General features: G+C 60.9%; 12 protein-coding genes and 1 tRNA gene. 3 read left to right on the top strand and 10 right to left on the bottom strand.

What is annotated here, in order from left to right:
* From AC1DNW_RS27195 to AC1DNW_RS27180, 4 genes are all read right to left on the bottom strand, one after another.
* Positions 1-642 (bottom strand): TetR/AcrR family transcriptional regulator, encoded by a 642-nt coding sequence (locus AC1DNW_RS27195; RefSeq protein ID WP_477854934.1) that lies wholly within the window; start codon positions 640-642, stop codon positions 1-3.
* Between the two features lie 259 nt (positions 643-901).
* Positions 902-1,777 (bottom strand): dienelactone hydrolase family protein, encoded by an 876-nt coding sequence (locus AC1DNW_RS27190; RefSeq protein WP_113311521.1) that lies wholly within the window; start codon positions 1,775-1,777, stop codon positions 902-904.
* Positions 1,778-1,881: 104 nt separating this feature from the next.
* Positions 1,882-2,298 carry an MAPEG family protein gene (locus tag AC1DNW_RS27185; protein ID WP_113311522.1) on the bottom strand — a complete coding sequence of 139 codons (417 nt, stop codon included), beginning with the start codon at positions 2,296-2,298 and terminating at the stop codon, positions 1,882-1,884.
* Between the two features lie 101 nt (positions 2,299-2,399).
* Positions 2,400-3,155 carry an SDR family oxidoreductase gene (locus tag AC1DNW_RS27180; RefSeq protein WP_113300653.1) on the bottom strand — a complete coding sequence of 252 codons (756 nt, stop codon included), beginning with the start codon at positions 3,153-3,155 and terminating at the stop codon, positions 2,400-2,402.
* A gap of 100 nt (positions 3,156-3,255) precedes the next feature.
* On the opposite strand from AC1DNW_RS27180, the gene AC1DNW_RS27175 reads away from it, so the two are divergent.
* On the top strand, positions 3,256-4,170 hold the full coding sequence (locus AC1DNW_RS27175) for a LysR family transcriptional regulator (protein WP_477854933.1): 915 nt from the start codon (positions 3,256-3,258) through the stop codon (positions 4,168-4,170).
* Positions 4,171-4,174: 4 nt separating this feature from the next.
* Here the strand turns inward: AC1DNW_RS27175 and AC1DNW_RS27170 are convergent, their stop codons facing one another.
* The 3 genes from AC1DNW_RS27170 to AC1DNW_RS27160 form a co-directional block, all read right to left on the bottom strand.
* Entirely contained in the window at positions 4,175-4,723 is a 549-nt protein-coding gene (locus AC1DNW_RS27170; protein WP_477854932.1) for a hypothetical protein, read from the bottom strand.
* Between the two features lie 2 nt (positions 4,724-4,725).
* Complete coding sequence (gene guaB, locus AC1DNW_RS27165; RefSeq protein ID WP_477854931.1) at positions 4,726-6,210, bottom strand: IMP dehydrogenase; 1,485 nt, start codon at positions 6,208-6,210, stop codon at positions 4,726-4,728.
* Positions 6,211-6,488: 278 nt separating this feature from the next.
* Positions 6,489-7,481, bottom strand: coding sequence for an MBL fold metallo-hydrolase (locus AC1DNW_RS27160; protein WP_113311525.1), 993 nt, complete (start codon positions 7,479-7,481; stop codon positions 6,489-6,491).
* Between the two features lie 255 nt (positions 7,482-7,736).
* On the opposite strand from AC1DNW_RS27160, the gene AC1DNW_RS27155 reads away from it, so the two are divergent.
* Positions 7,737-9,158, top strand: coding sequence for a DHA2 family efflux MFS transporter permease subunit (locus AC1DNW_RS27155; protein WP_113300657.1), 1,422 nt, complete (start codon positions 7,737-7,739; stop codon positions 9,156-9,158).
* An 8-nt stretch (positions 9,159-9,166) separates the two neighbouring features.
* Here the strand turns inward: AC1DNW_RS27155 and AC1DNW_RS27150 are convergent, their stop codons facing one another.
* Genes AC1DNW_RS27150 through AC1DNW_RS27140 form a run of 3 tightly spaced genes read right to left on the bottom strand, consistent with a single transcriptional unit; the run spans position 9,167 to position 11,882 of the window.
* Complete coding sequence (locus tag AC1DNW_RS27150) at positions 9,167-9,550, bottom strand: VOC family protein (protein ID WP_113311570.1); 384 nt, start codon at positions 9,548-9,550, stop codon at positions 9,167-9,169.
* Positions 9,551-9,606: 56 nt separating this feature from the next.
* Positions 9,607-10,326, bottom strand: a complete 720-nt coding sequence (locus AC1DNW_RS27145) for an RlmE family RNA methyltransferase (protein WP_477854930.1) — start codon at positions 10,324-10,326, stop codon at positions 9,607-9,609.
* Between the two features lie 2 nt (positions 10,327-10,328).
* Positions 10,329-11,882: a Ppx/GppA phosphatase family protein gene (locus tag AC1DNW_RS27140; RefSeq protein ID WP_113311527.1), complete on the bottom strand. Its 1,554-nt coding sequence runs from the start codon at positions 11,880-11,882 to the stop codon at positions 10,329-10,331.
* Between the two features lie 246 nt (positions 11,883-12,128).
* On the opposite strand from AC1DNW_RS27140, the gene AC1DNW_RS27135 reads away from it, so the two are divergent.
* A tRNA-Gln gene (locus AC1DNW_RS27135) sits at positions 12,129-12,202 on the top strand.
* Positions 12,203-12,422 lie beyond the last annotated feature (220 nt).

Raw genomic sequence — 12,422 nt, 5'->3', positions numbered from 1 at the left:
TTAAGCTGCCGAGGCGGACGTCGGAGCAAAAAGGGAGGCGCGGATCACGCGCTTCCATTCGTCGAGAATGCGCTCGCCGAAACCATCTTCACTCAGCACCGCAAGGCGGATTGCCGCGCCGATCAAGTGGCTGAAAAGGTAAGTGCGCGCTTTCATTTGCTCATCGCAGAGTTCCGGCGAGAGACGGCGGACGGCATCCTGAAAGATCTCGGCAACCTGACCGCTATGCTCGATGTTCAGGCGTAGCAGATCCTGATCGGTCTCGGTGCCCAYCCAGACCCCCAGATAGGCCGCATCGTTGCGGTATTCGGCATAATACCAGTCGATTATCGTGGAGATGAGGTCGAGCGCTTCGTCGAGGGACCGAACATCCGCAAACATCTCGGCCGTCTTCTGCTGGATCGCCTGCGCATGGCGGTCGAACAGCGCTTTGACGATCGCCGCCTTTTCCGGGAAATATTGATAGACCGAACCGATCGGAACCTTCGCGGCGGCGGCAAGCTCGGTCATCCGCATGGCGCTGACGCCCTTTTCCGCAATGATGGTGGCGGCTGCGTTGAGAATGAGATCCAGCCGCTGGATGCTGCGCTCCTGTTTCGGCTTCCTACGAAGAGCAATGCGATCCGAAATGTCCGCGCCCATGTGGTTCCCATCTGTCTCGTTATTAAGCGGCGGAAGTGATGTGTCATACCGGCGCGTCGGGCCGATATGACATGCAGGTATTCATCCGTCGTAAATGGAAATGGTCGGATTTTAAGCAATGGCAAGAGCCTATGTAAAACGGGGCCTTATGCCCCGTTTTGGCCTGTGCAAAAAGGCCTGTTAACGCTCTGTTCAGCAAGGCGGGTTGGCCGCTTGTCGCTCTCCTTCGTCGCGTTGCGGTAGCATGCCGAAACCCAGATCAGGCAATGTTTTGCTTCAGAAACTCGATCGTGCGGCTCCAGGCGAGATCGGCTGCCGCCTTGTCATAGCGGGCGGCCGACGTATCGTTGTTGAAGGCATGGTTGACGCCGTCATAGACGTAGATCTGAAATTTTTTACCATTGTCCTCCAGCGCCTTCTTATAGGCATCGATGCCGGCGTTGATGCGGTCATCGAGGCCGGCATAGTGGAGCAGCAGCGCAGCCTTGATGTTGGGGACATCGGAGGCTTGCGGCTGTGCGCCATAATAGGCCACACCTGCTTTCAGCTCGGGCGATTTGACCGCGAGGTTGTTGACCGCGCCACCGCCCCAGCAAAAGCCGATCGCGCCGACTTTGCCGTTCGTCGCATCGAGCTTGGAAAGATAAGCGACGGTCGCCTCGCCATTTGCAACGGTCGTGGCCGCATCAAGCTTGCTGAACATGTCGCGCGCCTGATCCTCATTCTCGGGCGTGCCGCCCTGCGGCGAGAGAAAATCCGGAGCGAGCGCGACGAAGCCTTCAAGCGCCATGCGGCGGGCGACATCGCGGATATGTGGGTTGAGGCCGCGGTTCTCATGGATGACGATGACGCCGCCAAGCTTGCCGGTCGCATCTTTCGGCTGCACCAGATAGCCCTTCATGTCGCCACCGCTCCCCGGATAGGTGACATCCTGGGCAGTCAGACGGTCGTCATTTTCGGCGATCACTTCTGCTGCTGCCTTGTTGGCAGCCAAAAGGGGCGCAATTGCCGCCGCTGCTGTCGCCGAGCCGGCCAGCTTCGACAGCTTGTCCATGAAGCTGCGACGATCCAGCGTCAGATGCGTATATTCGTCATAGGCATTGATCATTGCCTGCGTAATGGTGGGCTTTTCCATGACAGACCTCCTCTGTTCCCTACCCCATGCCCGATCGGCAAGGGGGAACATAGGTCAGCGGCCGATAACGGAGGAACAAAACTGTGTTACCTGATGGCTCCGGATCAGGAAAACAACATCCAGCCGGCAAGCCAGGCCCACATGACACCGAGCACGACAAAACCGGCGGCAAAGAGAGGGCTGCGGAGGCGCAGGTCGTTGCTGGTAACATGCACATAGGCATGGGCATATCGCAGGACGACGAAAAGCCAGGCGAGCACGACGGCCACCAGGTTATCCGCCTCGGTGATATAGAGAAGAATGCCACAGGCATAGAAAAGCACCGGCAGCTCGAACTGGTTGGCGAGGCTGTTCTTGACGAAAAGGCTCTCAGGCGGTTCGTCACGATTCTCGCGATAGTCGGATTTCTTCATCCGGCCCTCATGAACCACCTTGCCGCGGCGCAGGCCAAGCAGCCCATACAGGATATAGACCAGCAGGACGTGGGCAAGCAGGGGCCAGAACATCTCAAAGCCGGTCATCGATCATTCCCTTCGTTTCGGCGACTGCCGGAGAAGTAGCGGAAAGATCGGGCGGATTCCAGAGCCCTGGCGGCCCGCCGTGAAGCGGGCCGTCTTGAAGGTCAGACTTGGGCGAGGCCACCGTCGACAAAGATTTCGGCGCCGGTGATGAAGCTTGAATCATCTGATGCCAGGAAAAGCGCCGTTGCGGCGATTTCTTCCGGGCGGCCGACGCGGCCCATCGGAACCTGCGACGCCATATAGTCCAGCAGGCCCTGCTGCTGCGCCTTGTCCTGACCGGCGAGCTCAACGAGACCGGTCGTTTCCGTCGGGCCGGGGCTCAGCGTGTTGATGCGGATGCCGCGATCCTTCAGGTCGAGGATCCAGTTGCGGGAGAAGCTGCGAATTGCTGCCTTCGATGCAGCGTAGACGCTGAAGGCCGGCGTGCCGGATGCACCTGCAGTGGAACCGGTMAGAATGACCGAGGAGCCGTTTCCGAGCAGTGGCAGGGCCTTCTGCACGGTAAAGAGCACGCCCTTCACGTTGCGGCCGAAAGTATCGTCATACTGTTCTTCGGTGATGGCCCCGAGCGGCGCAAACGAACCGCCACCGGCATTGACGAAGAGCACGTCGATGCGGCCCACTTTCGCCTTCACCAGCTCGTAGAGACGGTCGAGATCGGCAGGCTTTGCCGAGTCGGCCTGGATGCCGGTGACGTTACCGCCGATCTCGGCGACAGCCGCATCAAGCACATCCTTGCGGCGGCCGGTGATGAAAAGCTGCGCGCCCTCCGCTGCAAAGCGTTTTGCCGTGGCAAGGCCGATGCCCGACGTTGCGCCTGTGATGACAGCAATCTTTCCATTCAGTCTCAGTGTCATTGTCGTCGTCTCCTGTTGTATTCGACTGAATTGAAGATGTGGACGAGCGTTTCATTTCTGAATAGAAACAAATGAAAAGTATCATTGCAGGAATGAAACGATGGGCTTTCCGGACTTCGAAGGCTTCGCCATGTTCGCCAAAGTGGCAGAGGAACGCTCCTTCGTCCGCGCTGCCAAGACGCTGGGGGTTTCTGTGCCGACGGTCTCGAGAGCGGTCAGCCGGCTGGAAGACCGCCTCGGCGCACGGCTCTTCAACCGCACTTCGCGTCAACTGGCTTTGACGGATTTCGGGCTGCGGTTCGTGGATCGCGCCCAGCGCATCTATGCCGAGGCGGAAGCGGCCGAAAATGCCGCGCGTGAACTTTCCAGCCAGCCKCGCGGGCTGATCCGCCTCGCCGTTCCCATGGTTTTCGGACGGCAATGGCTGGCGCCGATCCTGCCGGACTTCTTCGAACTCTACCCCGAGGTTTCGATCGACATGCATATGAGCGATGCGGTGGTCGATCTCGTGGGCGGAGGCTTCGATGCAGCGCTGCGTATTGCGGTGTTGCCCGATTCCTCGCTCGTGGCGAAGAGGCTGACGTCGGTCGCGCCCTTCATTCTTGCCGCCTCCGCCTATCTTGAGAAATACGGTTGCCCGCAACACCCGCGAGATCTCGCAGCCCATCATTGCCTCGGCTATGCCTACCGGCCGCGGCAGGATATCTGGCGCTTCGGCAACAAGGCCGGAGAAGAGGAGATCGTGGTACCCAACGGACAGCTGCGGGCCACCAATTCCGAAGCACTGATTCCGATGGCGTTGCGCGGCCTCGGCGTCGTCGAACTGCCGGAATTCATGGCCTATGAATATCTGGCCGACGGGCGCCTGAAAGCGATCCTCACCGACTGGAGCCTGCCGAAGGGTGCGCTTTATTTCGTCACGCCAACGGCGCGTGCCCGGCCGACAAAAGTGGAAGTGCTCGGGGACTTCCTTGCGGCAAGGCTTGCCCATCCGGCATGGCGCTGGTCGCCGTAAGCGTTCAGTCTTCTCGCACTTGCCGGAGCACTGCGACTCGCACAATGAGAATGGCGCAGACGGCGAGGCTTGCGAATTTCAGCTTGGTCATCCACGGCAGGAGATACGCGGCAAAGCTTGCCGAAGCACTGTCGCTGAAGGCGACCAGGCTTGAGATGTTTTCGGCATAATCGGCGAAGCCGTAAATGAWAGGCAGGATGTAGGTGATCCGGCCAAGCAGGCGGGGTGCCTGCCGGCCGCGCCATGTTTCGATCGGTCCGAGCCGCAGAAAAATCAGGAATAGAAGGGCGGTCAGCAGGGCCGGAAAGATGAGTTCCGGGCCGAAATACATGGCCCGGAGAATGCGGCTTGCCGTCTCGTTCTGGTCGAGCAGCGTCTGCATATGAAAGACTGCAGCCTCGTCGTAGCCTACAAAATAGCTATCGAGCACCGCCTGCCCCGTCTCATGCTCGAAGGGCATGGTGAAGCCGAAGGTGGTCCAGCCGAGGACGACGAGGCAGAGGGCCGCGAGCAGCGCGATGATCCAGAGCGGAACCCGGCTGCCCATTTCCATGATCAGACGCCGACGCCTGGATAGTTCGGGCTTTCGCGCGTGATCGTGACATCATGCGGATGGCTTTCACGCAGGCCGGCGCCGGAGATGCGCACGAAGGTGGCGCGCTCCTGGAACTCCTTGATATCCTTGCCGCCGACATAACCCATCGCGGCCTTGAGGCCACCTGCGAGCTGATGCAGGACGCCGGAGACCGGACCCTTGTAGGGCACCTGTCCTTCGATGCCTTCAGGCACGAGCTTCAGCGTGTCGCGCACTTCCGCCTGGAAGTAGCGGTCAGCGGAGCCGCGCGCCATGGCGCCGACGGAACCCATGCCGCGATAGGCCTTGAAGGAACGTCCCTGGTAGAGATAGACCTCACCCGGGCTTTCATCAGTACCGGCGAGCAATGACCCGATCATGACGGCGGAAGCACCTGACGMGATGGCCTTCGCCACGTCGCCCGAGAACTTGATGCCGCCATCGGCGATGACGGGGATATCCTGCGCCCTTGCGGCCTCGACAGCCGACATGATGGCAGCAAGCTGCGGAACGCCGACACCGGCGACGATGCGTGTGGTGCAGATTGAACCCGGGCCGATACCGACCTTGACAGCGTCGGCACCGGAATCGATCAGCGCCTTCGTGCCGTCGGCCGTTGCGACATTGCCAGCCATGATGCGAACGGAGTTGGAGAGCTTCTTGACGCGGGCGACGGCTTCCAGAACACGAGCCGAATGACCATGGGCCGTGTCGACGACGAGCAGGTCGACGCCGGCATCGATCAGCCGTTCGGCACGCTCGAAACCATCGTCACCGACGCCGACGGCAGCGGCGGCGCGCAGGCGGCCCTGCGCATCCTTGGACGCGTTCGGGTTCAGTTGTGCCTTTTCGATATCCTTGACGGTGATCAGACCGACGCAACGGCCTTCACCATCGACGACCAGCAGCTTCTCGATGCGGTGAGAGTGCAGCAGGCGCTTGGCCTCCTGCTGATCGACGCTTTCCTTGACCGTCACCAGATTCTGATGGGTCATGAGTTCGTAGATCTTCTGGGTCGGGTCGGATGCGAAGCGGACGTCACGGTTTGTGACGATACCGACGAGGCGGCCGGATTTCTCGACGACCGGGATGCCGGAGATGCCGTGCATCTTCATCAGCGCCAGGGCATCGGCGAGCGTCGCGTCCGGGCCGATGGTCACGGGATTGACGACCATGCCGCTTTCGAACTTCTTGACTTGGCGAACCTGCTCGGCCTGCTCGATGGGGGTTAGGTTCTTGTGAATGACGCCAAGGCCGCCGGCCTGCGCCATGGCGATTGCCAGGCGGCCTTCGGTCACGGTGTCCATTGCGGCAGAAATGATCGGGATATTCAGCTCGAAATCGGGGGCGAGGCGTGTTGCGACACTCGTCTGACCCGGCAGGACTTCGGAATGACCGGGCTGCAGCAGCACATCATCGAAGGTGAGTGCGTCCAATCCGGTTGGCGTTTCAATGATGCGAGCCATGGCCAAATTCCTTCAAGAAAGAAAAATGCGTTCCACCCGGTACGAATCGTCCGCACCGGCGGTGTGCATGAGTTTATGGAAGTTGGCGAGGGCTGGTAACACGTCTATGACAGGAAGGAAATAGCAAAAAAGCCCGGCACATGGCCGGGCCTGGAGCGCCATATGTCCACGTGGATGCACAAGGGACGCTCTATCTCTTTGAATCTACGCATCCGGCTTTCCGAAAATCGTTTCCGGTTTTCGGGCTGATGCGCATGCATGGGAGCTATGCGTATGGCTCAGATGTCGAACTGGTAGGTCTTCGGCACGAAGCGATAGCCGGTCTCCTGTTTCTCGACGAAGCCGACCGAGGGGAACGGCATGTGATAGCCGAGGAAGGCGATCTTGTCGGTGGCGATCATGTCGAACACTTTCTTGCGGGTTGCGGCCGCCTTTGCCTTATCCATGTCGAAGCGCACCTCCCAATCCGGCCGCTGCAGCGACAGGATGTAGTGATTTGCCGTGTCGCCGGTCATGACGAGCCGCTTGCCTTCGGATTCGACATGGAAGACCATGTGGCCGGGCGTATGGCCGGTGGCAAGCATCGCGGTGAGACCCGGCGCGACCGTATCGCCTTCCTTGACGAAGGTCGCCTTTTCAGCGAGCGGCACGACATTGGCGAGCACCGCCTTGTGGCCGCCTTCGGCCGGCGTGCCTTCGCGCGCCTTATCCGACCAGAAATCATACTCAGCCTGGCCGATGACATAGCGGGCATTCTTGAACGCCGGAGTGCCGCCTTCCATCAGGCCGCCAATATGATCGCCATGCAGATGCGTCAGCGCCACGACCGTGACGTCATCAGGCGAATAACCGGCGGCCTTCAGCCCAGCAGCGAACTGGCCCATGCCCCGTTCGCGGCCGGCCGCACCGAAGCCGGTATCGACGACGATGACATCGGAACCGGTGTCGACAACGGCTGGCGCATAGCTGTTTGCGAACTTGTCGGCCGGCAGGAAATTGGCGGCGAGAAGCGCCTGGACGGTCTGCGGATCCTGGTTCGAACCGAAGGTCTCATAGGGCTTTTCGAGCACGTTGAAACCGTCGCGGACAGCAGTAAATTTGAAGGAGCCGAGCTTGAACTGATTGATCTGCGGCTGCGGTGTGACTTCCATATTGCCTGTTTCTCCAGTTGCGGCTGCCTGGGCCGTTCCCCTCAAGATGACCGGCGCGGCCAGCAGGCCGAGGCCTGCGGCAAAAAGCGTGCGCCGCTTTATTCCATGAAAATTCGTCATATATCCATCCTCGACACTGTGCGGTGCGTCGCCGCACGACCCCCGATATATTCCGGCCAGATTTGCAAGATTTCTTGCTCCGGTCAGGTAAGCATATGTCAATCTTGAGAGGCGTAAGTATCGGGCAAGCCGTCTCACGCAGTCGTGATCCAAACGTGTAACGGAAGCCGATTGTGGGATTGGCAGAGCCCGGAACTGGGACTACACAGCACGGGCCTCCCAAGCCTCATCCCCATCCATCCAAGGCATTCGCCTATGAACCGCATTGTCCCGCTGATCCTTGCCGTCGCCCTTTTCATGGAACAGATGGACTCCACCGTGATCGCGACGGCCCTGCCGGCGATCGCGGCCGATCTGCATGTCGGGCCGATTACCCTGAAGCTGGCGCTTACCTCCTACATGGTGGCGCTTGCGGTGTTCATTCCGATCAGCGGCTGGATGGCTGACCGCTTCGGGGCCAAGAATATCTTCCGGCTGGCGATCTGTGTCTTCGTCGTCGGCTCCATCTTCTGCGCTTTTTCCTCCAGCCTCGTTGAATTCGTCTTCGCACGCTTCCTGCAGGGAATGGGCGGCGCGATGATGACGCCTGTCGGGCGTCTCGTGCTGGTGCGGACGACGCAGAAGAGCGAACTGGTCTCGGCCATGGCGCTGCTGACGATCCCGGCCCTTGTCGGCCCGCTCGCCGGTCCGCCGCTCGGCGGCTTCATCACCACCTATTTCAGCTGGCACTGGATCTTCCTGATCAACGTGCCGGTCGGCGTTGCCGGCGTGTGGCTCGCAACGATCTATCTGCCCGAGATAGAGGCGACAGCGCCGCCGAAGCTCGATTTCTACGGTTTTATCCTGACCAGCCTTGCGGCTGCGGGCGTCGTCTTCGGCCTTTCGGTCGTCAGCCTTCCGGCCTTGCCGCCTGTTATAGGCATCTCGGCCACGGCCATCGGCATCGTCTGTGGTTTTCTCTATGTCCGCCATGCCAGGCGCTATCCGACGCCGATCCTCGATCTCAACCTGTTCAAGAATTCGACCTTCCGTGCCTCGACGAGCGGCGGCACGCTGTTCCGCATCTGTGTCGGCGCCATGCCCTTTCTGACGCCGCTGATGCTGCAGCTGGGATTTGGCCTTACGCCCTTTCAGTCGGGCCTCATTACGTTTGCCGGCGCGATCGGCGCCATCTCCACGAAGTTCATCGCGCGCCGCGTCTACAAGGCGATCGGCTTCCGTACCACGCTTCTCTGCGCCGGCGCCGTGACGACGGTCGTTACCGCTGTCACCGGCCTCTTCACACCGGATACGCCGCATCTTGTCATCATCGGCGTGCTGCTGCTTGGCGGCTTCTCCCGCTCCTTCATGTTCACCGGCGTCAATGCGCTGGCCTTCGCGGATATCGATGATGCACAGGCAAGCCAGGCGACATCCATGGCCTCGGTCATGCAGCAGATCAGCCTGGCGCTCGGTGTTGCCCTTGCCGCCTCGATCCTGGAAACCTCGATCTATTTCCGCGGAGCCGAGCTGCAGGTCATCGATTTCCACATCGCCTTCTTCGTCATCGCCGGTCTGACAGTGATTGCGACGATCCCCTTTGCCCGCATGGCCAAGGACGCGGGGGCTTCCGTATCCGGCCACCGCGCCCAGCGCGTGCCGCCGACGATCAACACCGAGCAGCAGCCGGTCAAGTAAGCAGGCGGCTATTCGTCTTTTTCGCAGACGGCAGATAGTTTGTTGCCGTCGAGATCCCTGACATAGGCTGCGTAGAAATGCGCGTGATAGGAGCGCAACCCCGGCTCGCCTTCATCGACAGCGCCGGCAGCAATCGCCGCCGCATGGAAGGCATCGACAGCCGCCCGCGTTTCGGCCTCGAAGGCGATCATGGAGCCGTTGCCGTTCGCCGCCCGCCTTCTGTTGAAGGGGGTTACCACCCAGAAACGGCAACGCGTGTCGCCATCACTGGCATAGCCGATCTCCTCCTCCGAATGGCGCTGGCGCCGGTAGCCGAGCACCGGCAGAACGGCATCATAGAAATGCCGGGCGCGATAGAGATCGTTGGTTCCGAGTGTAACGTAAAGAAGCATGGGATCGGCGGTATCCAGTCCTGGTCGCTTGATCATCCGCAGGACTGACCCAAAGATCAAGCGTCCTCGGGCTCGGCCTCGACCTTGCGGCCTTTGAAACCCTTCGCCAAAAGGAACATCTCCACCGATTCGGCCCGCGATGAGGCAGGCTTGACGTGCACGACCTGACGGAAATGCTGTTTCAGCAGGGTGAGCAGATCCCGCTCCGTGCCGCCCTGGAAGGTCTTGGMGAGGAAGTGCCCGCCCTCGCCCAGCACCTCGATGGCGAAGTGGGCTGCGACCTCACAGAGATGCATGGTGCGCAGATGGTCGGTGCGGTGATGGCCGGTCGTGGGTGCCGCCATATCGGAAAGCACCAGATCCGGCGTGCCGCYGACGGCTTCCAAGAGCTTTTCCGGGGCTGTGGGATCAAGGAAGTCGAGCTGCAGTACCGTGACGCCGGGTAGCTGCGTCATTTCCAGAAAGTCGATTGCGGCCACACGGACATCCTGGTCCGTCGACCCCGTCACCTTCGCGGCGATCTGTGACCAGCTTCCGGGAGCAGMCCCCAGATCGATGATGCGTCGTGCGCCCTTCAGGATGTGGTGCTTCTCATCGATCTCCAGCAGCTTGAAGGCCGCGCGGGCGCGATAGCCCTCGAGCTGGGCGCGCTGCACATAGGGATCGTTGATATGGCGCTCCAGCCACTGGCGCGAAGAGGCCTTCATCTTCTTTTTCTTGACGCGCTGGCCGAGCTTGCGGCCGGTGCGGTTTCCCGCGATCGTTGGCTTGGTCATGCCTACCCCTTATTTCCTCGCTGGCCACGGCGGTTGCGATGCCGCCGCCAGACGCCGTCATCGGCCATCATGTCGGTGAGCAGGCCTTCCCTCAAGCCACGATCGGCGACACGCATGCGCGGGCTCGGCCAGCGGCGGCGGATCGCCTCCAGAATGGCGCAGCCGGCCAGCACCAGATCGGCGCGATCCGGCCCGATGCAGGGATTGGCGGCGCGGCTTTCAAAATTCCAGGAGAGAAGTTTCGCCTGCATGGCGGAGACCTCGTCATCCGACAGCCATATGCCATCGACCTTGCGGCGGTCGTAGCGCGGCAGGTCGAGATGCACGCCGGCAAGCGTGGTCACGGTGCCAGACGTACCGATAAGGTGGAAATCACCATCCACGCCAATCTCGATCTCCGGGCAATCGAAATTCGACAGCATGCCTGCGACTTCGCTCACCATGCCCTCGAAAACTTCCGGCGTCACATCACGGCCGCCATGGCGCTCCGACAGGGTGACGACGCCGACAGGCAATGAAGTCCAATGGGTGATGTGATTGGCAAGACGGGCAAAACGGCTGTCGCCGATGCGGATGACGGCGATTTCCGAGGAGCCGCCGCCGATATCGAAGAGAACGACGGAGCGCGTCTCACGGCCGACCAGCGACGAGCAGCCGGAAACGGCAAGCCGCGCCTCGGTTTCGCGATCGATGATTTCGAGTTCCAGCCCCGTTTCGGCCACGACCCGCTTCAGAAAATCCTCGCCATTGGCCGCCTGGCGGCAGGCCTCCGTCGCGATCAGCCGCATGCGGCGGATTTCACGGTTTCTGAGCTTGGAGGCGCAGATCCGGAGCGCGTCGACTGCCCTCTCCATCGCCTCGTCGGACAGCCTGCCGCTGGCAGCAAGCCCCTCGCCGAGACGCACGATCCGGGAAAAGGCATCGACGACGCGGAATTGGCCGGGGCGTGTGGGCTGGGCGATCAGCAGGCGACAATTGTTGGTGCCGAGATCGAGCGCGGCATAAAGCTCGTCCGGCCAGGGATGTTCGCCCCCTGCCCGCTCCTCTTCATGACCCGACTGGCGGTTCCGGCGATTTGCCGCTTCAGCATCTTGCCCTTCGCGCAGCACGGGGCGCGAAGGCGCCTCAGTGCGATGCTCAGGCCTTGCGGACGGCGGCGTCTGGACAGGAGCCAGCGGCCTGCCCTGAAGACCCCGCTTGCTGCGATGCTTGCGTCGATTGCGTCGACTGGACGACGAATCGCCCTCCGGCCGCGAACCATGACCATGAGTGGCAATCTGAACGACTGCCTGAGGCTGCACAGCAATGTCGGGCTGGGATGTGCCACGTGCACCACGACGGCGGCGTTTCCGCTTGCGGGCCGGGCTTTCCGGGTCTTCCTTCGGGCGCGCAGCCTCCCCGGCATGGCCAGAGAGATCATGCGAAGCGGGATGAGCGGCGTTGCGGGATTGCCCGTCACGCTTGCCCTTGCGGCGCCTGGACTTCTTGCCGTCCTTGCGCCCTGCCGCCGACGCCCCGTCAAATTGCAGCTTTGCGCCGCCTTCGGGGTCTTCCACGTTCTTTTTCCATCGCGCCGCGCAAGTCCAGAAAGGTATGCCGCAGGCGCTCATTCGATTTTTGCGTTGCGGCGAGGATATCAGCGACCGACGAAATCACCAAATTCTTTTTGATTCCGGATTTTAAACCTTCAATTTTCACCCGGATTGGAACGACCGAATTTTTTCAAAACGGGTATTTGCAATCCGCCTGCTTTTGGTTATAAGCGCCGCACAGCAGCCAAGCCATGCTTCGGCAGCGTCTGCTGGGGAATAGTTCAATGGTAGAACGACGGACTCTGACTCCGTTAATCTTGGTTCGAGTCCAGGTTCCCCAGCCAATTCTCCCTAAATGCCCTTAATTCCTTGATTTTCCAGTCGTGCCGGATATCGTTTTGGCGTCATTCCCGACCTGTTGCCCAGAATTGTAGCCACAGGCTGTGGAAAGGCTCAGATGCCGAAGAATTCCTTCGTTTCCTGCGATCATCATCGCCGATCCGGAGGGCTGCACGGTGAAATGAACATGGCTTTGACCCGCCGCAGTAGCAAAACCTCAACCTT

The sequence above is a fragment of the Rhizobium sp. 05L429 genome (assembly GCF_056397645.1).
The sequence above is the reverse complement of the archived record's forward strand: the minus strand, read 5'-3'. Positions and strand labels throughout refer to the sequence as shown.